This window comes from Marinobacterium mangrovicola, assembly GCF_004339595.1.
Taxonomy (GTDB): Bacteria; Pseudomonadota; Gammaproteobacteria; order Pseudomonadales; family Balneatricaceae; genus Marinobacterium_D; species Marinobacterium_D mangrovicola.
Map to the genome: position 1 here is coordinate 116,363 of NZ_SMFU01000013.1, position 24,678 is coordinate 141,040.

The 24,678-nt window shown below is 56.3% G+C and carries 22 protein-coding genes; 6 read left to right on the plus strand and 16 right to left on the minus strand.

Going from position 1 to position 24,678, the window contains the following annotated elements; genetic code table 11:
- Nucleotides 1-18: 18 nt before the first annotated feature.
- The 11 genes from pyrF to gyrA are packed head-to-tail and all read right to left on the minus strand — an operon-like array spanning nt 19 to nt 13,305.
- Nucleotides 19-723: an orotidine-5'-phosphate decarboxylase gene (gene pyrF, locus CLV83_RS20205; RefSeq protein ID WP_132297007.1), complete on the minus strand. Its 705-nt coding sequence runs from the start codon at nt 721-723 to the stop codon at nt 19-21.
- Nucleotides 724-737: 14 nt separating this feature from the next.
- Entirely contained in the window at nt 738-1,934 is a 1,197-nt protein-coding gene (lapB, locus tag CLV83_RS20210; protein WP_132297010.1) for a lipopolysaccharide assembly protein LapB, read from the minus strand.
- Nucleotide 1,935: 1 nt separating this feature from the next.
- A complete protein-coding gene (locus CLV83_RS20215) occupies nt 1,936-2,241 on the minus strand; it encodes a LapA family protein (RefSeq protein WP_132297013.1) in 306 nt (101 codons plus the stop codon).
- Nucleotides 2,242-2,261: 20 nt separating this feature from the next.
- Nucleotides 2,262-2,558 (minus strand): integration host factor subunit beta, encoded by a 297-nt coding sequence (gene ihfB, locus CLV83_RS20220; RefSeq protein ID WP_132297016.1) that lies wholly within the window; start codon nt 2,556-2,558, stop codon nt 2,262-2,264.
- Nucleotides 2,559-2,609: 51 nt separating this feature from the next.
- Nucleotides 2,610-4,289 carry a 30S ribosomal protein S1 gene (gene rpsA, locus CLV83_RS20225; RefSeq protein WP_132297019.1) on the minus strand — a complete coding sequence of 560 codons (1,680 nt, stop codon included), beginning with the start codon at nt 4,287-4,289 and terminating at the stop codon, nt 2,610-2,612.
- A 28-nt stretch (nt 4,290-4,317) separates the two neighbouring features.
- Entirely contained in the window at nt 4,318-5,013 is a 696-nt protein-coding gene (gene cmk / locus CLV83_RS20230; protein WP_132297022.1) for a (d)CMP kinase, read from the minus strand.
- Nucleotides 5,013-7,226, minus strand: a complete 2,214-nt coding sequence (locus tag CLV83_RS20235; RefSeq protein ID WP_341540391.1) for a bifunctional prephenate dehydrogenase/3-phosphoshikimate 1-carboxyvinyltransferase — start codon at nt 7,224-7,226, stop codon at nt 5,013-5,015. Before CLV83_RS20235 ends, cmk begins: the two co-directional genes overlap by 1 nt.
- The gene (hisC, locus tag CLV83_RS20240) at nt 7,220-8,326 is read right to left on the minus strand and encodes a histidinol-phosphate transaminase (RefSeq protein ID WP_132297025.1); all 1,107 of its coding nucleotides are present in this window, start codon (nt 8,324-8,326) and stop codon (nt 7,220-7,222) included. Before hisC ends, CLV83_RS20235 begins: the two co-directional genes overlap by 7 nt.
- A gap of 22 nt (nt 8,327-8,348) precedes the next feature.
- The gene (gene pheA, locus CLV83_RS20245) at nt 8,349-9,470 is read right to left on the minus strand and encodes a prephenate dehydratase (RefSeq protein ID WP_132297028.1); all 1,122 of its coding nucleotides are present in this window, start codon (nt 9,468-9,470) and stop codon (nt 8,349-8,351) included.
- A gap of 34 nt (nt 9,471-9,504) precedes the next feature.
- Complete coding sequence (serC, locus tag CLV83_RS20250) at nt 9,505-10,587, minus strand: 3-phosphoserine/phosphohydroxythreonine transaminase (RefSeq protein ID WP_132297031.1); 1,083 nt, start codon at nt 10,585-10,587, stop codon at nt 9,505-9,507.
- A 57-nt stretch (nt 10,588-10,644) separates the two neighbouring features.
- Nucleotides 10,645-13,305 carry a DNA gyrase subunit A gene (gene gyrA, locus CLV83_RS20255; protein ID WP_132297034.1) on the minus strand — a complete coding sequence of 887 codons (2,661 nt, stop codon included), beginning with the start codon at nt 13,303-13,305 and terminating at the stop codon, nt 10,645-10,647.
- A 250-nt stretch (nt 13,306-13,555) separates the two neighbouring features.
- Here gyrA and ubiG point away from each other — a divergent pair, with 250 nt between their 5' ends.
- Genes ubiG through CLV83_RS20270 form a run of 3 tightly spaced genes read left to right on the plus strand, consistent with a single transcriptional unit; the run spans nt 13,556 to nt 15,746 of the window.
- Entirely contained in the window at nt 13,556-14,275 is a 720-nt protein-coding gene (gene ubiG, locus CLV83_RS20260) for a bifunctional 2-polyprenyl-6-hydroxyphenol methylase/3-demethylubiquinol 3-O-methyltransferase UbiG (RefSeq protein WP_132297037.1), read from the plus strand.
- The gene (locus tag CLV83_RS20265) at nt 14,275-14,931 is read left to right on the plus strand and encodes an HAD family hydrolase (RefSeq protein WP_132297040.1); all 657 of its coding nucleotides are present in this window, start codon (nt 14,275-14,277) and stop codon (nt 14,929-14,931) included. The genes ubiG and CLV83_RS20265 overlap by 1 nt, the downstream gene beginning before the upstream one ends.
- Before the next feature lie 59 nt (nt 14,932-14,990).
- Nucleotides 14,991-15,746 (plus strand): YciK family oxidoreductase, encoded by a 756-nt coding sequence (locus CLV83_RS20270; protein WP_132297043.1) that lies wholly within the window; start codon nt 14,991-14,993, stop codon nt 15,744-15,746.
- Between the two features lie 115 nt (nt 15,747-15,861).
- On the opposite strand, the gene rluB is transcribed toward CLV83_RS20270, so the two are convergent.
- From rluB to CLV83_RS20290, 4 genes are all read right to left on the minus strand, one after another.
- Complete coding sequence (gene rluB, locus CLV83_RS20275; RefSeq protein WP_132297046.1) at nt 15,862-16,761, minus strand: 23S rRNA pseudouridine(2605) synthase RluB; 900 nt, start codon at nt 16,759-16,761, stop codon at nt 15,862-15,864.
- Between the two features lie 77 nt (nt 16,762-16,838).
- Nucleotides 16,839-17,231, minus strand: a complete 393-nt coding sequence (locus CLV83_RS20280; protein WP_132297049.1) for an H-NS histone family protein — start codon at nt 17,229-17,231, stop codon at nt 16,839-16,841.
- A gap of 106 nt (nt 17,232-17,337) precedes the next feature.
- Nucleotides 17,338-17,964: an L-threonylcarbamoyladenylate synthase gene (locus CLV83_RS20285; protein WP_132297052.1), complete on the minus strand. Its 627-nt coding sequence runs from the start codon at nt 17,962-17,964 to the stop codon at nt 17,338-17,340.
- Nucleotides 17,965-17,990: 26 nt separating this feature from the next.
- Complete coding sequence (locus CLV83_RS20290; protein WP_132297055.1) at nt 17,991-18,881, minus strand: PHP domain-containing protein; 891 nt, start codon at nt 18,879-18,881, stop codon at nt 17,991-17,993.
- 52 nt (nt 18,882-18,933) lie between these two features.
- Between CLV83_RS20290 and CLV83_RS20295 the strand changes: the two genes are divergently transcribed.
- The 3 genes from CLV83_RS20295 (at nt 18,934) to CLV83_RS20305 (ending at nt 20,518) form a co-directional block, all read left to right on the plus strand.
- Nucleotides 18,934-19,479 (plus strand): septation protein A, encoded by a 546-nt coding sequence (locus CLV83_RS20295; RefSeq protein ID WP_132297058.1) that lies wholly within the window; start codon nt 18,934-18,936, stop codon nt 19,477-19,479.
- Between the two features lie 18 nt (nt 19,480-19,497).
- Complete coding sequence (locus tag CLV83_RS20300) at nt 19,498-19,797, plus strand: YciI family protein (protein ID WP_132297061.1); 300 nt, start codon at nt 19,498-19,500, stop codon at nt 19,795-19,797.
- 115 nt (nt 19,798-19,912) lie between these two features.
- A complete protein-coding gene (locus CLV83_RS20305; RefSeq protein ID WP_243642459.1) occupies nt 19,913-20,518 on the plus strand; it encodes an OmpA family protein in 606 nt (201 codons plus the stop codon).
- Between the two features lie 196 nt (nt 20,519-20,714).
- Here the strand turns inward: CLV83_RS20305 and purL are convergent, their stop codons facing one another.
- Nucleotides 20,715-24,617, minus strand: coding sequence for a phosphoribosylformylglycinamidine synthase (gene purL / locus CLV83_RS20310; RefSeq protein ID WP_132297064.1), 3,903 nt, complete (start codon nt 24,615-24,617; stop codon nt 20,715-20,717).
- Nucleotides 24,618-24,678: the final 61 nt, after the last annotated feature.

The window sequence follows — 24,678 nt, forward strand, 5'->3', positions numbered from 1 at the left end:
AAAGGCTTTAACGCTGGGTCAGGCTGACGCTACCTCACTCAGTACCGCTTCGACTGCCCGGGCAGGATCTTCGGACTGGGTAATCGGGCGTCCCACTACCAGGTAACTTGAGCCTGCACGAATCGCATCCACCGGCGTCAGAATACGACGCTGATCTCCGGCAGCGGCCCAGGCTGGACGGATTCCCGGCGTGACCAGATCAAAGTCACCGACGATCTCTTCGCGCAGCATCTGCGCTTCCTGCGCCGAGCATACGACGCCATCAAGGCCGCTGTCTTTGGTCAGCTTAGCCAGACGGCGCACCTGCTCCAGAGGCTCGATATCCAGCCCAATCTCAGCCAGGTCAGAACGCTCCATGCTGGTCAGCACCGTCACGGCAATCAGCTTGGTATCGCCAGACACCTGCGCCAGTTCGTTCTGCGCCGCTTCCATCATCCGACGGCCGCCACTTGCATGGACGTTGACCATCCAGACGCCCAGTTCCGCCGCTGCGCGCACTGCCTTGGCTACCGTGTTAGGAATATCGTGAAATTTAAGATCCAGAAACAGATCGAACCCCTGCTTCTGCAAGGCTTCAACGATGGCTGGACCTTCACGAGTGAACAGCTCTTTACCGACCTTGACGCGACATTTGGCGGGATCAAGTCGCGCAGCCATCTCCAGTGCAGGAGCTTGCGCCGGGTAATCCAGCGCCACGATGACCGGTTTTTCTACTTTATTCATTGTTACCAACCTGTTTATTCACCTTCCAGCCCCTGAATAGGGCGCGTGCTATCCCACTGCCGACAGGACGGGCAATGCCAGTGCAGCGTGCGGCCCGCAAAACCGCAGTGTCCACAGCGATAAATCGGCTTACTCAACTCCAACTGCCCCGTCAGCCCCCGAAGTACGGTAAGGCTTTCTCTGGCACTGCTGGAACCATATTCGAGATGCAGATCTATCAGTCGATTAAAGCCCCGAATGGATGGCCGGCTTTTCAATTCATCCGTTATAAATTGCCCTGCAGCCCTGACGCCTTCTCGCTCACAAAGAAGATCAGTCCTTGCAAGCAGCACCGTTGTCGACGGCGCGTGCACCATACACTCTTCAAGATAGCTTTCAAACTGATCGAGGCGATTAACCTCCTTATAGCAGCGGGCCAGCAACGGAATCGTTTCCGAAACCAGCAACGGCTCCTGCTCACGAACACTGCGAAGGCGCTTGATAGCGAGCGGCCACTGACTTCGCTCCATCGCCATCCGGGCACCAAGAAGGTTGGGACGTACACCACTGGGGTTAAACCTGAGTGCTTCTGCCAGACCGGTCTGAACCTCCTTCCAGCGTTTTCTTGCCAGGCTGTTTTCGGCCAGTTCACAACAGTATTGCGCCAACTCGCGCCCTATACGGCCCTGGCCTTCCGCTTCCAACTGACGCCCCATACGCAGCGCATCGCTCCACTCGGCCTCTTTTTCATAGAGCTTGACCAGCAACTCAAGCGCGTTGGATTTCATCTCCGCACCGGGGTTGTCGCGGATAATTTCGTGCAACAGATTTTCAGCTCGATCCAGCAGACCTATCGCTTCATAGTCACGCGCCAGCGCCATCTGAATCCGGATGAAATCGGTATGCTCCAACCCGGGGCGGGCAAGCAGAGTCTGGTGAACACGGATAGCACGATCCACATCGCCCTTGCGACGCAGCAGACGGGCAACCGCGAGATGGGCAGGAATTGTATCGGAATTGATTTCGAGCGCCCGTATGAAGCTCTCTATGGCCTCGTCGGTACGGTCGCTCATCAGATAGTTGAGCCCCTGGAAATATTCACGGCTCAACGCTCCGTCCTGGCGCGTCTCGCTGCCGCGACTCGCGTCAGATTGCCGGGAGCGCCGACCCAGGAACCAGCCGATCCCTATGGCGGCAACCAGCAACAGCAGCAGGAGCGGATCAAAGGACATCTCAGGCAGAGTCTTTCAGCGCCAGGGAGCGCAGGCGATCTATCTCTTCTCGATTATGAGTAACCTTGCGCTGGGCACGGCTCAAGCGTGTTTTCAACGCCATGATGGTCAGGCTGCTCAGCAATACTCCGCAGAGTCCGCCGGCGACAAACGCAAGAATCAACCAGAGCGACAGAGTCGCCTCAGGCAGGGTAAAGAACACCAGATCAATGCTGACCGGCTCCGTGTTATGCACGGTAAAAAGAATCCCCACTGCCAGTATCAGCAAACCGATGACGGCAGCGAGAAGGGTTTTGATCCAGTTCACAGAACGGCCTCTATATCAGCTCAGGATTCGTCCTGAAGGCTTTGGTTTACCTGATCACGCAACTCTTTACCCGGTTTGAAGTGAGGTACAAACTTTTCCGGCAGAGGCACGGAATCACCGGTTTTCGGGTTACGACCGATGCGCGGCGCCCGGTAATGCAGAGAAAAACTGCCAAAACCCCGTATCTCGATCCGGTCCCCTTCAGACAGGGCCTCCGTCATATGATCAAGCATGGTTTTAACTGCAAGTTCGACATCCTTTACCGATAACTGAGGGTGCGCATCAATCAGACGCTCAATCAATTCCGATTTTGTCATATCAGCTCCTCGCCGAAGTTAGGGGCCGGACCAGCGGGTCCGGCGACCTGATCAGGAATCCCGTTTTTCCATCTGCGCCTTAATAAGATCACCAATGGTCGTCGGAGCTGCCTCATCGGCCTTCTCCTGGACAGACTTGAGCGCTTCTTTCTGCTCTTTGATCTCAACCTGTTTTACCGACAGGTTAATAGCGCGATTCCGGCGATCAACACTGATGATCGCAGCTTCGATCTCGTCACCTACAGAGAGTTCACTGCTCAGATCTTCAACACGGTCGCGGGACAATTCCGAGACTTTCAGAACGCCATCTATGCCCTCAGCCAGGCTGACTGTAGCCTGACGCGGGTCCACTTCCGTTACTTTACCGGTGACAATCGCCCCTTTCGGGTTCTGATCGGCATACTCGATAAACGGATCGGAATTCATCTGTTTGATACCCAGCGCAATGCGTTCACGCTCCGGATCGATAGAGAGCACCAGCGCTTCAACTTCCTGCCCCTTGGAATACTCTTTGACCACAGTCTCACCCGGCTCATCCCAGGAAAGATCGGACAGGTGTACGAGGCCGTCGATTCCACCTTCCAGGCCAATAAAGACACCAAAGTCAGTAATCGAGCGAATAGCACCACTGATGCGATCGCCTTTCTTGTAGGTGCTGGCAAAGGCCTGCCAGGGGTTCTGTTTACACTGTTTCATCCCCAGGGAGATGCGACGACGCTGCTGATCGATATCCAGAATCATGACGTCGATTTCATCGCCGATGGAAACGACCTTGGAGGGATGGATGTTCTTGTTGGTCCAGTCCATCTCGGAGACGTGAACCAGGCCTTCGATACCTTCAGCGATCTCAGCAAAACAGCCGTAATCGGTAAGATTGGTTACCTTGGCGGTAACCTTGTCACCCACGGTGTAATCCTTGGTGAGCTGATTCCAGGGGTCTTCCTTCAGCTGTTTCAGGCCCAGGGATACGCGGCTGCGCTCGCGATCAAACTTGAGGACCTTGACGTCGATCTCGTCACCGATTTTGAGTACTTCGCTCGGATGCTTGACCCGTTTCCAGGCGATGTCGGTAATATGCAGCAGCCCATCGATACCGCCGAGGTCGATAAAGGCGCCATAGTCGGTGAGGTTTTTCACCACCCCTTTCAGCACCAGCCCCTCTTCCATCTTCTCAAGCAGCTTCTCGCGCTCTTCGCTGTAGACAGCTTCAAGTACCGCGCGGCGGGAGACGACAATATTGTTGGAACGGGCATCGAGCTTAACGAGTTTAAACTCAAGCTCCTGGCCCTCGAGGTGGGAAGTATCACGCAGGGGACGAACGTCAACCAGAGAACCGGGGAGAAAGGCGTTGATACCGTTCACATCCACGGTAAGACCACCGCGGACCCGGCCAGTGATATGGCCGGTGACGGTCTCTTCGCCTTCGTATGCTTTTTCGAGGACCGCCCAGGCTTCAGCACGCTTCGCCTTTTCACGAGAAAGCTGGGTGGAGCCGAAGCCATCTTCAAGCGACTCAAGCGCTACCCGGACCTCGTCTCCAACCTGAAGGCTGACTTCGCCCTGCTCGTCACGGAACTGCTCCAGGGGGATCACCCCCTCCGACTTAAGCCCCGCATTAACGATAACAAAATCGTTATCAATCGCGACTACCGTGCCCGTAACGATCGATCCCGGCGCCATGTCCAGGTCTTTCAGGCTTTCCTCGAACAGCTCAGCAAAACTCTCGCTCATCACCCTCGGTCCTCAAAATGGGGCCGCGTCAGCGCAACCCTCTATGTCTCGCTTCGTCCAGCACCGCCAGCAGAACCTCGTCGATCGTCATCTTGGTGGAATCAAGAATAATTGCATCAGGCGCCGGTTTCAGGGGAGCGACGGCTCGATTCATATCGCGGTCGTCACGTGCCCTGATATCGTCCAGTATTGCTTCAAGGCTAGCACCCAGCCCCTTGCTAATCAACTGGTTATAACGGCGACTCGCACGCTCTTCCGCACTGGCGTCAAGATATATTTTTAAAGGCGCCTCAGGGAAGACTACGGTGCCCATATCCCGGCCATCTGCGACCAGGCCCGGCGCATGCACAAAATCACGCTGACGGCTCAGCAACGCTTCGCGCACCGGGCCCAGGGCGGCTACGACGGATGCATCGGCCCCCACCTCTTCGGTGCGGATCGCCAGAGTGACCTCTTCACCTTCGAGTACGATCTGGAGTTCTTCATCCTGCTCTCCGGCGATAAATTTCACATCCAGATGAGCGGCCAGAACCACCAGCGCTTCGGTGTCATCCAGACTGACGCCATGATGGCGTGCAGCCAGCGCGGTCAGGCGGTAAAGGGCGCCACTGTCGAGCAGATGCCAGCCCAGCGAACGCGCCAGCAATTTACAGAGCGTTCCCTTGCCGGAGCCACTTGGACCATCAACAGCAATTACGGGGACCTCTTGTTCTCGGCGGGACATCAGTCCTCCTCCTTAAATAAAGCAATACCAATACGTCGAGCCAGATCAGCAAACTCGGGACAAAATGCATCGACCGATTCGCAGCCAGCGATATCAAGTGAGCCGCTCGCGCGCTGTGCAACCATGGTCAGCGCCATCGCCACGCGCGGATCACCGCCGCAGTCCAGCATACCGCTGCCCAGATCACCGCCGCGGACGCGCAGCTCGTTATTGTTCAGTGTCAGCGCAATGCCCAGCTGCTGCAGCGCACTGCACATAAGTTTAAGTCGTGTGTTTGACAAAAGCGTATCGTCATCCGGCAAAGTCAGGCGGGTCTCACCCTCTGCACAGGCTGCAGCCACCAACAGAGCAGGACACTCATCGAGAGCCAGACGGCTGAGCTCGTCAGGGATCACTACTCCCTGGAGCGGCGCGTAGCGAACACTGATATCGGCAACAGGCTCACCACACTCGTCGTGAGCATCATGCAGCTCTATATCGGCTCCCATCTGTTTCAGGATAGTCACCAACCCCATGCGTGTCGGATTAATTCCGATATGCTCAAGGGTTAGTTCCGCGCCTGGCGTGATCGTCGTCGCCACCATAAAAAAGGCCGCCAGAGATAGATCACCAGGGATGCGCAGCTGCGTTCCGCTGAGACGCTGACCGGACTCGATACACAGATGATCGCCCTGCTGTTGCAGTTCGCAGCCAAAGCGCCCCAGCATCCGTTCGGTATGATCGCGGGACAGCCCCTCCTCCTCGATGCACAACCGACCATCGGTATAAAGCCCGGCAAGGAGCAGCGCTGATTTAACCTGCGCACTCGCAACACTCAGCGAAGCGGGCGGGCTCTGCAGGCTAGCGGGCGTAATCTTCAATGGCGCACATTCCGCCTCTGCAGTCTCGATTTGCGCGCCAAGCGCCCTCAGCGGCTGTACCAGTGAGCGCATGGATTCGGCATTGAGCTGATCATCACCGCAAAGCTCAGTCGCAAAAGGCTGCCCTGCGAGCACACCACAAAGTAACCGCATGGAAGTACCCGATGAACCGAGATAAATCGGCCCGACCGGCGGCTGCAGACCATTCAGGCCAACACCATATACCCGCACCCTGCCTTGATGCGGGCCTTCGATAACCACACCCAGATCGCGGAACGCCTGCAGTGTCGCCAGGCTGTCTTCACCATCGAGGAAGCCTTCGATATCGGTAATACCATCGGCCAGCGCGGCGAGGATAATGGCACGATGAGAGATCGAGCGGTCACCGGATACGGCGATAGAGCCAGCGATCTTTGTATTAGGACGGACCAGGAAACGGGCTGGTCGTAGCTTCCCCTGAGGCGAATAGGCGGAGCGCGCCAGAATGCGCGAGAAATGTTCGCGAGCAGATCGGGCCCGGGTAAAAATACCCAGCAAGGCCTGGCTGTCGCCACGATCTACGGCATCGCGCAGTCGCGACACACCCGCAGAAAAGCGGTCAATCTGCGCCAGCAGCTGATCACGATTGGCAAAACAGATATCGTGCCACATGCTCGGATCGCTGGCCGCAATCCGCGTGAAGTCACGAAACCCGCCTGCGGCGTAGCGGAAGATATCGGTATTTTCTGCCTCATGTGCCAGAGTATCGACCAGTGAAAACGCCAGCAGATGAGGCAGGTGACTGGTCGCAGCCAGCACCTCATCATGCCGACTGACATCCATCTGCAGCACTTCCGCACCGACGGCCTGCCACATGCGGGCGATCGCCAGTGTTGCTTCGGGAGCAGACTCTGGCAGCGGGGTCAGAATCACCTTGCGACGAACAAAAAGATCCACATCCGAAGCACCCACACCGCTTTTTTCCGCCCCGGCAATAGGATGACCAGGCACAAACCCCGGAGGCAGCTCACCGAACAGGCTCCGTGCAGCCATCACCAGGTTACCCTTGGTGCTGCCGACATCGGTAACCAGCGTGTTAGCTGAAAGCCAAGGCTTGATCTCAGCCAGCACCGCTTCCATGACCTTGACCGGAACGGCCAGCAATACCAGACCGGCTTTAGAGACCTCTGTCCCCAGATCCTCACCGATACGATCGATGACGCCCAGGGAAAGGCCGAGCTCACATTCGGCACGGTTAAGATCGTAGCCCACAACTTCATCCACCAGATGACGCTGCTTCAATGCGCGAGCCAGGGACCCGCCAATCAGACCCAGACCGATAACCAGCACACGACTGGTAGAGAACTTCAACACGCCAGCACCTTCTCCAGTGCTGCCAGGAAACGTCGATTCTCCTCGGCCAGGCCGACGGTTACACGCAGGTGGTCATTCAAACCATAGGGCGCTAGCGGACGCGGAATCACGCCTTCCCTCAGCAGCAGATCAAATACCGGCTGCGCCGGCCGCTTCAGATCCAGAAGCAGGAAGTTGCCCTGGGTCGGCAGCGATTCAAGACCCAGCCTTTGCAAACCCTCCTGCAGCTGCGCGACGCCCTGACGATTCACCTCCAACGTTTTGGCCAGATGCTCGACATCAAACAGCGCCGCTTCGGCCGCAGCCAAGGCCGGTATATTGACGTTGAACGGATCGCGCACTCGGTTCAAAAGATCGGTAACCGTAGCATCCGCAGCCGCAAACCCCACGCGCAGGCCCGCCAGGCCGTAGGCCTTGGAGAAAGTGCGCAGCACGATCAGGTTCGGGTAGTCATCCAGCAGCTTCAAGCCATCAGGCAAACCCGCTGCCGGATCCACATATTCGGTATAGGCCTCATCAAGCACCACGATGACACGGGACGGGATTGCACTCATGAAACGCGCCAGCTCATCCCGGGTAAACCAGGTACCGGTGGGGTTATTCGGATTGGCCAGAAAGATCAGGCGCGTTTTATCGGTCACTGCCGCTGCCATCGCAGCCAGATCGTGGCCTGAATCTTTTGCTGGTACCACGACAGGCTCCGCATTCACAAAGCGAGCCGCGATCGCGTAGGCGATGAAACTGTATTCGGAGTAAATAATCTGATCGCCAGGCCTCACAAATACGCGTGCTGCCAGGCTGATCAGTTCATTCGAGCCATTCCCTAAAGTCAGGCGCTCTGAACTCAGGCCGAAACGCTCGCGCAGTGCCGCCTTAAGGCGAAAACCCGCTGCATCGGGATACCGCGTCATGCCTGCAAGCGACTCCGTTGCCGCCGCCAGGGCAGCAGGGCTTGGCCCCAGGGGATTTTCATTACTGGCCAGACTGACGATATCAGTCAGGCCAAGTTCCCGCTCCAGTTCCGCGGCGGGTTTCCCCGGGCGATAAGGCGCAAGGCCTGCGACGCCGGAGGATGCAAGACTATACAGATCAAAGCTCATGGAGATACAACACTCTCAATCTCTACAAAACGGCCTTTGGATAGGATCCCAGACGCTTCAGCTCAACAGAACCAGACTCCAGTTCCTGCAGCAACTCAGCCACTTCTGCGCTGTCCTCATGGCCTTCGAAATCAACATAGAAAAGCATATCCCAGGTTGATTGCGGCGCCGCGCGGCTTTCCACCCGGGTCAGGCTGATATTGCGCTTACGGAAAGGCTCCAGCAGTTCGTACAGCGCCCCTGGGCGATCATGGGCCATGAGCAGAATAGATGTCTTATCCTGACCACTGGCGCCCACCGCCTGGCGACCTACCACGAGATAGCGTGTGCGATTGTCCGGCTGATCTTCGATATTTGACTGAACCACCTTAAGGTTGAAAAGATCGGCGGCTATATCACCGCCAATTGCCGCAGCTGTGCTGGACTCGGCCGCCCGACGAGCAGCCTCGGCATTTGACTCAACCTCAACGCATTTCAGATTTCCGCAACGAGCATCGATCCAGTGACGGCACTGATTGATCGCAAAGGGGTGCGCGTAGATCACTTCGAGCTTATCGAGCTCCGCGGAATCCACCATCAGCAGATGCTGGTGAGTACTCAGCTCCACCTCACCACAGATACCGAGGTTAAAGCGGCTGAACAGATCGAGGGCGTGATTAACGACGCCATCTTCGGCGTTTTCGATCGGCACCACACCGTAGTTCGCATGGCCCGCTTCCACATCGCGGAAGACCGCCTCAAGGTTATCCAGCGCACTGCAGCGCACCGAATGGCCAAAGTGTTTCAGCGCCGCCTGTTGGGTAAAGTTCGCCTCCGGGCCAAGAAACACCACATTGAGCGGCTGCTCCAGCGCCAGGCAAACCGACATCACCTCACGAAACAGGCGCGCCACCTCCTGATCCGGCAACGGCCCCTCGTTACGGGACATCACCTTGCGCAGCACCTGGGCTTCACGCTCGGGGCGATAGAACACCGCCGCTTCGGTACCACCCTTGGTCTTGATCTCGGCCACGGTCTGGGCGCAACGGGCACGCTCGTTCAGCAGGCGGTGGATCTCGCGGTCGATCTCATCGATTCGATCACGCACCTTACCCAGCGCCTGCTCCTGCTCCCGCTGCTCCTGTTGTAGTTTGCTATCGCTCATCGTTTCTCCGCGGAACGAACCGCACTCTTTACCCTTAGCCAGCAGTTCGTTCAAATTCGTGCATGAAGGTGATCAGCGCATCGACCGACTCTTCGGGTACCGCGTTGTAGATGCTGGCACGCATGCCGCCTACAGAACGGTGCCCCTTCAGGTTAAGCAGCCCGTTAGCTTCCGCCTCCTGCAGGAAACGTCCATCCAACGCACTGTCAGCCAGAGTAAACGGCACATTCATCAGTGAACGGTTAACGGGATCAATGGGGTTGGCGAAGAAGTCGGACGCATCGATCGCCGCGTACAGCTTCTCTGCCTTGCGCTGGTTACGCACGGCCATCGCCTCAACACCACCCTGAGCCTTGAGCCACTTGAACACCAGGCCAGTCATGTACCAGGCAAAGGTCGGCGGCGTGTTGTTCATGGAGTCAGCATCGGCGTGGACCTTGTAGTCGAACATGGTCGGCGTCCCGGCCAGGGTGTTGCCGAGCAGATCTTCACGCACGATCACCACCGTCAGGCCGGCGGGACCGATATTCTTCTGGGCACCTGCGTAGATCAGACCATAACGGCTGACATCGATCGGGCGCGCAAGAATATCGGACGACATATCCGCCACCAGCGGTACGTCACCAGTCTCGGGCACATAATCGAACTCAACACCGCCGATAGTTTCGTTGGTGGTGTAGTGGACATAGGCCGCCGCCGGGTTCAACTGCAGCTCAGCCTGGGTGGGGGCGCGGGTATAACCCTGGGCTTCGGTACTGCCCGCCTGAGCGATATTGGCGTAACGAGACGCTTCCCTGATCGCCTTACGCGACCAGACACCGGTATTGATGTAGTCGGCGCTGTCACGGCCACGCAGCAGATTCATCGGCACCATGCCGAATTGGCTGGTGGCGCCGCCCTGCAGGAACAGCACCTTGTAGTTGGCAGGAATCGACAGCAGATCACGCAGATCCTGCTCGGCGGTTTCCGCCACTTCCACAAAGGCTTTATCCCGGTGGCTCATCTCCATCACGGAGAGGCCGCGCCCCTGCCAGTCGAGCATTTCGCTCTGGGCCTGTTCAAGTACTTCCAGGGGTAGTGCGGCCGGGCCTGCACTGAAGTTATGTTTACGTGTCATGCTCTGTATCAACTCCAGAAATAGATGCAGCAACGGGGCCCTGAGGCCCCGCTTTTATCACTCTTCGGGCGTACTGTCTTCGCCACTGTCTTCAGCGCTTCCCGCGCTACTGTCTTCACCGGCATCAGCCTCCGGCGCAGCGCCTTCGGCGTCCGTCACAGCAACCGCTTCCGCGTCGAGTTCCTCTTCATCGGGCTCTTCGATACGGGCGATACCCGAGAGTTTTTCCTCGTCACCCAGACGGATAAGCATCACACCCTGGGTGTTACGACCCAGTACCGAGATTTCCTCGGAACGGGTACGCACCAGAGTGCCACGATCACTGATCAGCATGACGTCATCGCCCTCCATCACCTGCACGGCGCCGGCCAGCTCACCGTTACGCTCGGTGCACTGCATGGCGATAACACCCTGGCCGCCACGACCACGTAGCGGGAAGTCTTCAACGGCGGTCTGCTTACCATAACCTTTGACGGACGCGGTCAGCACTCGACCACCCTCACGCGGAATGATCAGCGAGATCACCTTGGTGTTGTCATCCATCTTCACACCACGCACACCACGGGCGGTACGACCCATGGAGCGCACGTCCGCCTCGTTGAAGCGGATCGCCTTACCGGCGCTGGTGGTCAGCATGATGTCGTCATGTCCGCTGGTAATGGACGCACCGATCAGACGGTCACCATCGACGATATCCAGCGCAATCAGGCCGGTGCTACGCGGGCGGGAGAAGGCTTCGAGCGGCGTCTTCTTGACCGTACCGTTGGCGGTAGCCATAAAGATGAAGCGCTCGGAGTCAAACTCTTTCACTGGCAGAATCGTGCTGATCCACTCACCTTCTGCCAGCGGCAGGATGTTGACCACCGGGCGACCGCGGGAGGTACGGCTGGCGGGCGGAATCTCGTAGACCTTACGCCAGTAGACCTTACCGTGGTTGGTGAAGCAGAGAATGGTGTCATGGGTATTGGCGATCAGCAGATGCTCGATGAAGTCTTCATCTTTCATTGCGGTCGCAGATTTACCCTTACCGCCACGGCGCTGAGCCTGATAGGCGGTCAGTGGCTGAGTCTTGGCGTAACCACCGTGGGAGATGGTGACCACCATATCCTCTTCGGTGATCAGATCCGCCACGGTCAGATCCTGCATGGAAGCCTGGATCTCGGTACGACGCTCATCAGCGTACTCGGCAACAATCGCTTCGAGCTCTTCACGGATCACTTCCATCAGACGCTCGTAGGAACCCAGGATTTCCAGCAGCTCCGCGATCTTCTCGATCAGTTCACGGTACTCGCCGAGCAGCTTTTCATGCTCAAGGCCAGTAAGGCGGTGCAGTCGCAGATCCAGGATCGCCTGCGCCTGAACCGGCGACAGGTGATAGTTGCCGTCATGCATACCAAACTGCGGCTCAAGATCGTCCGGACGGCAGGCATCTTCGCCAGCACGCTCAAGCATATCGAGCACAGAGCCCGGCGCCCAAGGCGTTTCGATCAGTTTCTCTTTCGCTTCCGCCGGTGTCGGCGACGCCTTGATCAGTTCGATTACCGGGTCGATATTGGCCAGCGCCACCGCGAGGCCTTCCAGCACATGGCCACGCTCGCGAGCCTTGCGCAGTTCATAAACGGTACGACGAGTGACCACTTCACGGCGGTGACGAATGAAGCACTCAAGCGTGCCCTTGAGATCGAGAATCTTCGGCTGACCGTCGACCAGTGCCACCATGTTGATGCCGAATACGCTCTGCAGCGCAGTCTGGGCAAACAGGTTGTTGATGATCACTTCCGGTACTTCACCGCGACGCAGCTCGATCACGATGCGCATACCGTCCTTATCGGACTCATCACGCAGTTCGCTGATTCCCTCAAGCTTCTTCTCTTTAACCAGCTCGGCGATCTTTTCGATCAGACGCGCCTTGTTGAGCTGATAAGGAATCTCGGTGATGACCAGCATCGGCCGGCCATTCTTGGGATGATCTTCCACATGGTGCTTGGCCCGCACATAGATACGGCCGCGGCCGGTGCGGTACGCCTGCAGGATGCCAGCGCGGCCATTGATAATACCGCCGGTGGGGAAGTCTGGACCGGGGATAAACTCCATCAGATCATCGATGGTCAGGTCCGGGTTGTTGATCAGCTCGATACAGCCACGAACCACTTCACCCAGGTTGTGCGGCGGGATATTAGTCGCCATACCCACCGCGATACCGGCAGAGCCGTTCACCAGCAGATTAGGCACACGGGTCGGCAGTACGGCGGGAATACGCTCGGTACCGTCGTAGTTATCAACGTAGTCGACGGTTTCTTTATCCAGGTCAGCAAGCAACTCGTGAGAGATCTTCGCCATACGGATCTCGGTGTAACGCATTGCTGCCGCCGAGTCGCCATCTACCGAGCCGAAGTTACCCTGACCATCGACCAGCATATAGCGCATGGAGAAGTCCTGCGCCATACGTACGATGGTGTCATACACCGCGCTATCGCCGTGAGGGTGGTATTTACCGATCACATCCCCGACTACACGGGCGGACTTCTTGTACGGCTTGTTCCAGTCGTTATTCAACTCGTTCATGGCGAAGAGCACGCGGCGGTGCACCGGCTTCAAGCCGTCGCGCACGTCGGGCAGTGCCCGGCCGACGATAACGCTCATCGCGTAGTCGAGATAAGACTGCTTCAGCTCATCTTCGATATTGACTGGCAGAACTTCTTTGGCTAGATCACCCATTCGCTCAGCATTCCTTGGTTCTTAAGGCCTACAGCTGGAAATCCGCTGTAATTTTTAACCGCGCGAGTATATCACATTGATAATCCTTTAACTCCCACCCACCTGGCTCAAATAACAATTGAGTAACCGATACCAATGCAGCCGCAACTGTGAATTTTCCGCCCCCACACAGCGGTGCTAGAATGCCGGCTTTGCGCCTCCGACTGCCCAGTCGAGAAGCCCTGTCGAGAATAGAGTTGAGAACACGCCCATGAACGAAAAACAGGCACAGAATATCGACCCGGCGGAAATCGCCAAGTTCGAGGAGCTGGCCAGCCGCTGGTGGGACAGAGACAGTGAGTTCAAGCCACTACACGACATCAACCCTCTGCGCGTCGGCTTTATAGACCGCATCGCCCCCCTGGCGGGTAAACGCGTGCTGGACGTGGGCTGCGGCGGCGGCATCCTGTCCGAGTCCATGGCCAAACGCGGAGCCGAGGTTACCGGCATCGATATGGGCGAAGCTCCGCTGAAGGTCGCGAAGCTTCATGGTCTCGAAAGCGGTGTCCAGGTTCGCTATCGCCAGGTGACAGTTGAAGAGCTTGCGGCCGAAGAGCCCGCATCCTTTGATGTGGTCACCTGCATGGAGATGCTCGAGCACGTGCCGGATCCGGCCTCGATCATCGATGCCTGCGCCCGCCTGGCAAAACCGGGGGGTATGCTGTTTTTCTCAACGCTTAACCGCAACCCCAAGAGTTATCTGTTCGCCATTCTCGGCGCCGAGAGAGTTCTGAAGCTCGTACCGAATGGCACCCACAACTTCAAGAAATTCATCCAGCCCGCCGAACTCGGCGAATGGATCCGGCATAGCAAACTGTCGATCCGCGAGATGTCCGGGCTTGTTTACAACCCACTGACGCGCACCTACCGCCTGGACAGCCAGGATGTCAGCGTCAACTACATGATCGCGACCCAGAAGGACGAGACCTGATGCCAGGCTACCGGGCGGTGCTCTTTGATCTGGACGGCACACTGCTCGACAGCGCACTGGATTTCTACTGGGTCATCGACAAAATGCTGGCAGATAGAAAACTGCCAGCAGTGGATCGCAAAGGTTTTCGCCAGCATGTTTCCGATGGCGCCCGCTCCATGGTCTGCTTCGCCTTTAACCTGCCTGCAGACGCACCTGAAACCAACCTGCTGCTGGAGGAGTTTCTTTCCCTTTACCAGCAGCACAGCATGGTAGCCGCCACACTCTTCCCGGAACTGAATAGCATGCTTGAGCGACTCGAGCGGCGCGCGATCCCCTGGGGGATCGTTACCAACAAGCCTGAACGATTCTGCCTTAGCATTCTGGACAAGCTCGACCTGACCCATCGCTGCGCGACACTGATCTGCCCAGAGCATGTAAAACAGCGCAAACCAGACCCTGAATCCCTGCTACTCGCCTGCGAGCAGCTGGCATGCCCGCCCTCTGAAGCCTTATACCTGGGTGACCATCAGCGCGATATCGAAGCGGGACGCAGGGCTGGCATGACCACAGCCGCCTGCCTCTGGGGATATATTCATGCGAACGACAATCCAAGACTCTGGGGCGCAGACCTGATCATCGAAGATACTCGGGAACTGAGTGCGCTGCTAAACTGACGTTAATCAGTGCAGGATGAAGTCCACCTTCACAGGCTATATAAGGAAGCAGTTACACGATGTTTACATACGACGCACCGCAGGAACTATTAACCGGTCGCATTATCCTCGTCACCGGCGCCGGTGATGGTATTGGCAAGGCGGCTGCTCACGCTTACGCCTCTCACGGTGCAACGGTGATACTGCTGGGACGGACCCTGGAAAAGCTGGAGCAGGTTTACGATGAACTCGAAGCTCAGGGTTATCCACAGCCTGCCATCGTACCGATGAACCTGGAAACCGCCGCCGAACACGATTACATCGAGCTGACCAACCAGCTGGAAGAGACGTTTGGCCGCCTCGACGGCATCCTGCATAACGCCGGAGTGCTGGGACTTCGAACCTCGCTGGAAAGTTACGACCCGATCATCTGGCAGCAGGTGATGCAGGTAAACCTTAACGCTCCCTTCCTGCTGACACAGACGCTGATGCCACTGCTACGCCGCTCCGACGATGCCAGCGTGATCTTCACCTCATCTGGCGTCGGCCGCAAAGGTCGCGCACACTGGGGCGCCTACGCGGTATCCAAATTCGCTACCGAGGGAATGGCACAGGTAATGGCGGACGAACTGGAAAACATCTCCTCCGTTCGCGTCAACTGCATCAACCCCGGCGCTACCCGCACCTCCATGAGAGCCTATGCTTACCCGGCCGAAGCACCGGAGACTAATCCTACACCGAAAGAGATCATGCCGGTTTATCTTTATCTGATGGGCAGTGAAAGCAAAGCGGTAAACGGTCAGTCACTGGATGCACAGGGTGATGGCTCCGCTTGAGCGGAAATACCAAACTGCAAGAACGACTCCAAGCCACGAGGCCCAGCAACAAAAAGCGCCGCCTGAAACCAACCAGGCGGCGCTTTTTTACTACTGACCACGCGTTATTGCAGTCTTAACGCTTTTTACCTACACGACGGCCGACGGAGCGAGCTTTAGCCTTGTGGCTGCGCTGCTCTACCACTTTTGACTCCGTACTCTGACGGGCACGCTGGCGGCTGTAACGGCGTTTTTCCTCAACCTGCTCTTCACGGCTTCTTACCTGGCTCTGAACCCGGTCTAGACCGAGCTCGTCGCGCAGCACGTTAATTTCCTTGCCTCCCAACTCACGCCAGGTTCCAACCTTGACGTCACTGGGCAGGAATACGGGACCGAAGCGCACTCGCTTCAGACGGTTCACCTGAAGCCCCTGAGATTCCCAAAGTCGACGTACCTCACGGTTACGCCCTTCCATCACCACACAGTGATACCACTTATTGGCACCTTCACCATCGAAGTAACGAACATCACTAAAGTTAGCCATGCCGTCTTCGAGCAAAACGCCTTTTTTCAGGTGTTCAAGCATCTGCTCATTTACGTCACCCAACACGCGCACCGCATATTCGCGATCGATATTAGCCGACGGGTGCATCATGCGGTTCGCCAGCTCGCCATCGGTAGTAAATATCAACAAACCGGTGGTATTTATATCCAGACGCCCGATAACGATCCACCGCCCAACCTTCAAAGGCGGCAGGTTATCGAAAACTGTCGGCCGACCTTCCGGGTCGTGACGGGTACAAACCTCACCTACGGGTTTGTTATAAATGAGAACTCGACAAGGGCTGTCAGATGAATATACAAGGGAAACTGAACGCCCATCGACGGAAACCTGGTCGCCCTCTTTTACTCGATCACCCAGTTGCGCCGTTTCACCGTTAACCGCAACCCGCCCTTCACTAATATAACGCTCCATCTCACGACGTGAGCCCAAACCGGAGCGCGCCAAAACCTTTTGCAGCTTTTCATCTTGCATTCTGACGTCGCCTCAAACTAAAAAAGCTCTTCAGCCTGCAAGCCGAAGAGCTTTGGATTTCATCTATATAGAGTAGATCAGTTTACCGTCGGCAGCTGATCTTTGCTGATGCCGTTTTCTTTCATGTAGTCAGCGAAGACAACCGGAGTACGGCCACGGCCGGACCAGTAATGCTCTTCACCGTCAACATTGATAACGTATTTGGCTTTAACGCTCTTACGCGGAGAAGAGTCAACCTGCTCCGCCAGCTCTTCCAGTGCAACCCCCGATTCCATCATCTGCTTGCGAATCGCTTCGATCGCAGCAACCTTGGCCGCTTCAGCTTCGGCCTGAGCGGCTTCGTCAGCACGACGCTCTTCGAGAATATCGGTCAGGTCAGACATAACCTTTTCGATTTCTGCAACACCCAGTTCCTGAGTCTGCTTACGGAGAGAGTTTTTCCGGGTAAGTGTTTTGATGAAATCTGTCATTTTAATCTCTTCAACTGTTCGTTTTTAAACATACTGGCAATTATCGTTAATAAACGATTATTTGCAAGAATTTGAGATTAATTTTTCGCCTGACATTCGTTCTATTTTAATACGCTTCAAAAACCGAGCTATCCCCCGCCCCCTGACGCGTCACTTCCGGCAATTCGTTTAACAGACTGATCACGGTTGTAGCTTCCATTCCACAGTAGCCACCATCGATAACCAAGTCGACCTGATTCTGGAGAAGATCGCGTATTTCGTAAGGATCAGTGAGCGGAATATCATCGCCAGGCAAAATAAGCGTTGTGCTCATTATCGGCTCGCGCAATGCATCGGCAAGCGCCAAAGCAATCGGGTTATCCGGTATACGGATACCAATTGTCCGCCTTTTCGGATGCAGCAAGCGACGAGGAACCTCACTGGTCGCATTGAGAATAAAAGTATACTGACCCGGCGTGTGGGCTTTAATAGCACGAAAGGCCTGATTATCCACCTTCGCATAAGTCGCCAATTCGGACAAATCGCCACATACCAGGGTAAAGTTATGCTTATCATCCAACTGGCGAATGCGCTTTATGCGATCAACGGCTTTTTTGTCACCAAGATGACAGCCGAGCGCATAAGCCGAGTCCGTGGGATAAACCACCACACCGCCTGATCTTATTATCTCTGCCGCCTGCTCAATCAAACGAGCCTGCGGATTCACCGGGTGTATCTGAAAAAACTGACTCACTGCAGACTCCTGTAAACTGCTCATACTTAAGATAGCGACCGGGAAGATGGATCAGTCGCTACTTTTTCGGAAAACGGATCTTGCGATAAATAGCTTAGCAAGTGGCGCCCGCCCTCGAAGGACGGAAAACGCCCCAGTGCCGTCCAGCGCTGTTCCGGCGAATGAAAGTCACTGCCTGCAGAGATAACCAGGGACTTGCGCTCCGCCAGGTTAAGCAGGTCACGCAGATGGTTTGGTGTTACTCCGGGGTAACTCACCTCAAGGCCGTCACCGCCCGCAGCAACCAGATCATCCGTTAGCGCCCTGAGCCGGGTGAATGTCAGCTTATATTTCGTCGGGTGCGCCACCAGGGCGTAACCGCCGGCAGACTTCACCAGCTGCACCGCCTCCTCCAATGAAGGCCACTCCGCTTTTACATCCCCGGCCTTGCCAGCCCCCAACCAAAGATCAAACGCCTGCTGAGGCGTCGAAACCATGCCGCGCTTTAACATCGCCTGGGCAAAATGAGGCCGTCCGATCTGCCCATCCCCGGCATTTTCCTGGGCTTCCGCAAGCAGGTTCGGCAACCCTTTTTTCTCTAGTTTTTCCGCTATTTTTTCTGCTCTCTCATCACGCAGACGCCTTAACCTGGCCATATAGTCCGCGCATTGAGACGCTTCCGTATCAATACCGATCCCCAATAGATGGATCACTCGACGCTGCCACAAACAGGTCAATTCAACACCGGGGAAGAACTCCATATCCGAGTGCTGCCTAGCTGCTTCCCGCGCCTCGTAGAGGCCTTCTAGAGTGTCATGGTCTGTCAGCGCAAATTGGCGCACCCCCGCTGCGTAGGCAGCCTCTACCAAAGCGGCGGGAGAAAGCGCGCCATCCGAGGCAGTACTGTGAGAATGCAGATCGTAGGCGGATGGTTTCACTCTAATCAGGGGGCCTTTATACTAGGAGATTAAACAAATACCCGTGGATACTATGAAAATCTTACTCGATTTCCTGCCTGTTATCGTCTTTTTTGTCGTTTACAAGATGACAGGGGACATCATTCTCGCCACTGCGGTGCTGATCCCTGCAACCCTCGCCCAGATGGCATATACCTGGTTTAAACAACACCGCATCGAAAAAATGCAACTTGTTACCCTGGTACTTGTTGTCCTGCTCGGCGGCGCAACCATCGTGTTCCATGACAAAGCTTTTATTCAATGGAAACCCACAATCGTTAACTGGTTATTCGGCGTAGCCTTCCTCGGCAGTCATTTTATCGGCAGCAAAACCGTGGTTCAGCGGCTGATGGAAAACAGCATTGAGCTCGCTCAGCAGACCTGGCGCCGCCTAAACATGGGCTGGGTCATGTTTTTTCTAGCCATGGGTGTTATTAATCTGATTGTAGCGTACAGCTTTAGCGAGGATACTTGGGTCAACTTTAAGTTGTTCGGAATGCTCGGCTTAACGCTGCTTTTTATTCTGGCACAGGGGGTTTACATATCCCGACACATGCCACAACAGCCAAACGAAGACTAACTTTTTCGGGTCACATTCATGTATTACGCTATTGTAGCCGAGGATAACGAGAACTCATTGAACAAACGCCTGGAAACCCGGTCGGACCATCTAGCTCGACTGGAAAGGCTTAAGGAGCAGGGTAAACTGCTGATCGCAGGCCCCTGCCCAGCGACGGATAGCGAGGACCCGGGTCCTGCCGGATTTACCGGCAGCATGATTATTGCGGAGTTCGATTCATTGGAAGAAGCCAAAGGCTGGGCTGACGCTGATCCGTATTTCGCCGCGGGCGTATACAAAAGTGTGAGCGTCAAACCGTTCAAAAAAGTTCTGCCTTGATGCAAAACTGTTAAAATAAGGACGAAAAAGGTATTTACCAGGATTAAGGAAAATTCAATACTAATGGTCTATACGTTGTAGACAAATCGATGAAGACTGTCACAAGGATATGATGATGATGAAGAAATTTGCGATTGCGGCGGGCCTGACTTTGGCGATGGGGGCATCACTGGCCCAGGCTCACGAAGAAAACGCTGGTTACGTTACCAACAGCGCCGAGACTATCTGGCGTAACAGCTTTGGTGATTGCTGGCACAACTCATCCTGGACTGAAGACAAAGCAGTCGTAGGATGTGATGGCAAAGTTGCCATGGCTGAAACTGAAGCTCCGGCTCCGGCAGCTCCGGTCGTTTCCATGGTAGACGATACCAAGAAATTTGCTCTGTACTTCGACTTCGACAGCACCGAAGTTGGCGATACTACCAACATCGTTAACTACATCGGCACCCTGTCCAGCCTGGAAGAAGTAAATCTGGTCGGTCACGCTGACCCGATCGGTGCTAGCGAATACAACCAGCAGCTGTCCAAGCGTCGTGCGGAAGCAGTTGCAGCCGAACTGGCTGACGCTGGTGTAGACTCCAGCAAAATGAGCATCGGCTTCCTGGGTGAATCTGCCCCGGTTGCTAACTGCACAGGCCGCGGTGCTGAGCTGATCGCTTGCCTGCGTCCGGACCGTCGTGTAGACGTTGAAATCCTGGGTACTAAGCGCGTAGAACAGTAAGATCTACGCGCCCATAGAAAAGCCGGCATCTGCCGGCTTTTTTTATGCCCATACTTCAGAACTGCACCCTGATCATCAAGAGTTTTGGCAGGAATCAACAGCTGATAAACGCTGTACGGGTACTTCCAGCTGAGCATCTATAAACACAAAAAAGACGACCAATGGTCGCCTTTTTATAGCTCACTCAAATAAGCGCTTAGCCCAGGCGGACTCGCGCGTTACGGAACATACGCATCCAGGCACCATCTTCCTGCCACTCGTCCGGCGCCCAGGAATTCTGGATCGCACGGAATACGCGCTCAGGGTGCGGCATCATGATGGTTACACGACCATCTGGAGTAGTCAGACCACTGATACCGTTCGGCGAACCATTCGGGTTGAACGGATAACGGGTGGTCAGCTCACCTCGGTTATCCACGTAACGCAGGGCCACGGCACCTGAGTTTTCCATAGCCGCCAGATGCTCCGCATTACGGAACTCGGCGCGACCTTCACCGTGAGCAACCGCGATCGGCATACGTGAACCGACCATACCTTCGAAGAACACGGACGGTGAAGACTGCACTTCAACCATGGCAACACGCGCCTCAAACTGCTCCGACTGGTTACGCACAAAGTGCGGCCACTGCTCGGCACCCGGGATTAGCTCATTCAGGTTGGAGAGCATCTGACAGCCGTTGCAGACACCCAGCGCAATGGTATCTTCACGCTGGAAGAAGCCTGTGAACTGCTCACGGGCACGAGCGTTGAACAGGATCGACTTGGCCCAGCCCTCACCGGCGCCGAGAACATCACCGTAGGAGAAACCGCCACAGGCGACCAGCCCCTTGAACTCGTCCAGGGTGACCTTACCGCCGAGGATATCGCTCATATGCACATCCACAGCCGCGAAGCCTGCACGATCGAAGGCAGCAGCCATCTCGATCTGGCCGTTAACACCCTGCTCGCGCAGCACTGCCACTTTCGGCTTGGCGCCAGTGGCAATGAACGGTGCTGCGATGTTTTCGTTGATATCGAATGTCAGCTCGGCATTCAGACCCGGATCTTTGCTATCGAGCAGCGCGTCAAACTCCTGCTGCGCACAGGCGGTGTTATCACGCAGCGCCTGCATGCGGTAAGAGGTTTCCGCCCACCAGCGATGCAGCTCAATGCGACTGGCGGAGAACACTTCCTCTTCATCGAAGAAGATGTTCAGCTGATCATCCGGGTTCAGCGTACCGATCACCTTGGCCGCATCGCCAAGACCTGCGGCATTCAGTTCGGTCAGAACCTTTTCGGTATCTTCGCGACGCACCTGAACCACTGCACCCAGCTCTTCGGCAAACAGAGCCGCAACCAGCTCATCGCTGGAGGACGCCAGCAGATCCAGGCTCAGGTCCACACCGGTATGGCCGGCGAAAGCCATCTCGGCAACGGTAGCGAGCAGACCACCATCAGCGCGGTCGTGGTAAGCCAGCAGCAGACCCTGCTTGTTAAGCTCCTGCACCGCGGCAAAGAAGGTCGCCAGCTGGTCGGCATCATCCACATCCGGAACATCACGACCTACTTCGTTATACACCTGCGCCAGGGCGGAGAGACCGAGACGGTTCTGACCGTTACCCAGATCCAGCAACACCAGATCGGTTTCACCCTTATCGGTGCGCAGCTGCGGTGTCAGCACAGCACGGGCATCGGTCACCGGCGCAAAGCCGGAGATGATCAATGACATCGGCGCAGTAACGCTCTTCTGCTCATCGCCATCCTGCCAGACGGTACGCATGGACATGGAGTCCTTACCCACCGGGATGGTGATACCCAGCTGCGGGCAAAGCTCCATACCCACCGCCTTCACGGTGTCATACAGCTTTTCGTCTTCACCCGGGTGACCGGCGGCACACATCCAGTTAGCGGACAGTTTGATATCGGCGATATCACTGATCGGAGCACCCGCCAGGTTGGTCAGGGTTTCACCGATCGCCATACGGCCAGAGGCCGGTGCATCGATCAGAGCCAGCGGCGTACGCTCGCCCATCGCCATCGCCTCACCAGCATAGGTTTCGTAACCGATGGTGGTAACAGCACAGTCAGCTACAGGCACCTGCCAGGGACCCACCATCTGATCGCGAGCCACCTGACCGGTGATGGAGCGGTCGCCAATAGTAATAAGGAAAGACTTGGAAGCGACTGCCGGCAGCTTGAGAACACGTTCAATGGCATCGCCCATATCGATTTTGGCAGCGTCAAACTCAGGCACTTCGTAAGCGATGCGCTGAACGCTGCGATGCATCTTCGGCGGCTTGCCGAACAGCACGCTCATCGGCAGATCCACTGGCTTGTTCTCGAAGTGAGTATCACCAAGGGTCAGATGATGGTCTTCGGTGGCTTCGCCGACGACCGCGTACGGGCAGCGCTCACGCTCACAGATCGCTTCGAAGCGGGCCAGGTCTTCCGGCTTAACCGCCAGCACGTAACGCTCCTGGGCTTCGTTACACCAGATCTCCAGTGGAGACATGCCCTGCTCGTCGTTATTCACGTTGCGCAGGTTAAAGTTACCGCCGCGGCCACCGTCTTTAACCAGCTCCGGGAAGGCGTTGGACAGACCACCGGCACCTACGTCATGAATGAAGGCTACCGGGTTAACGTCACCCAGCTGCCAGCAGGCATCGATCACTTCCTGACAGCGGCGCTCCAGCTCCGGGTTGCCACGCTGAACGGAAGCGAAGTCCAGATCAGCGGAAGAGCTACCGGATGACATAGAAGAAGCCGCACCGCCGCCGAGGCCGATCAGCATCGCCGGGCCACCCAGACAGATCAGCTTGGCGCCAACGGTAATCTCACCCTTTTCAACATGCTCGCCACGGATGTTACCCATACCGCCGGCGATCATGATCGGCTTGTGGTAACCGCGTACCTCATCACCGGCAGCACCGTTAACCTGCTGTTCGAAGGTACGGAAATAACCCACCAGGTTGGGACGACCAAATTCGTTATTGAACGCCGCACCACCGATGGGGCCTTCCAGCATGATATCCAGCGGAGACACGATACGCTCTGGCTTGCCGTAGCCTGACTCCCAGGGCTGTTCGAAACCGGGGATATTCAGGTCAGACACCGTAAAGCCGGTTAGACCAGCCTTCGGCTTGGCACCACGGCCGGTAGCGCCCTCGTCACGGATCTCGCCGCCGGAACCGGTGGCGGCACCGGAGAACGGTGCGATCGCTGTCGGGTGGTTGTGGGTTTCCACCTTCATCAGGATGTGGATATCTTCTTCCGAGTAACCGTACTCATGGCTTTCCGGATTCGGGAAGAAACGAGCCGCGTGATGGCCCACCATTACCGCCGCATTATCCTTATACGCAGAGAGTACGTTTTCGCCGCCCTGGTTATAGGTGTTACGAATCATACCGAACAGAGAGTGCTCCTGGTCTTCGCCGTCGATATCCCAGGACGCATTAAAAATCTTGTGACGACAGTGTTCAGAGTTCGCCTGAGCGAACATCATCAGCTCAACATCATTGGGGTTACGGCCCAGCTCAGTAAAACTCTGCACCAGGTAATCGATTTCGTCTTCGGCCAGCGCCAGGCCCAGCTCGCTGTTAGCACTTACCAATGCATCGCGACCACCGCCAAGCACATCGACGCTGGACATCGGACGCGGCTGTTCATGACGGAACAATGCAGAAGCCGCATCTACCGAGTCCATCACCGCTTCGACCATACGGTCATGAATCAGCGCTATGACGGTTTCGCGATCTTCCGCACTTAGAGGCTGATTGCTCTGCACGTAGTATGCTACGCCACGCTCCAGACGCAGGACCTTTTCCAGGCCGCAGTTGTGAGCGATATCGGTAGCCTTGCTGGACCAGGGGGAAATCGTACCCGGGCGCGGAACCACCAGGTAGAGATCACCTTTTGGTTCTTCAGTACTGGCATTAGGACCGTAACGCAGGATACGATCAAGCACCTGCTGCTCCTGCGTGTCGAGATCTGCAGACAGATCGGCGAAATGAAGGAATTCAGCATAAACGCCGGTGACCGAGTTCAGCTTATCACTGAGTGATGAAAGCAGTTTCTCATGACGGAAAGCTGAAAGAGCGGGCGCTCCACGCAGTACGAGCATGTTAGTTTCGAGCCTCTTGCTAGACCTGTCAGGGCAGGCGGTGACAGCGGATAAGTAGGCC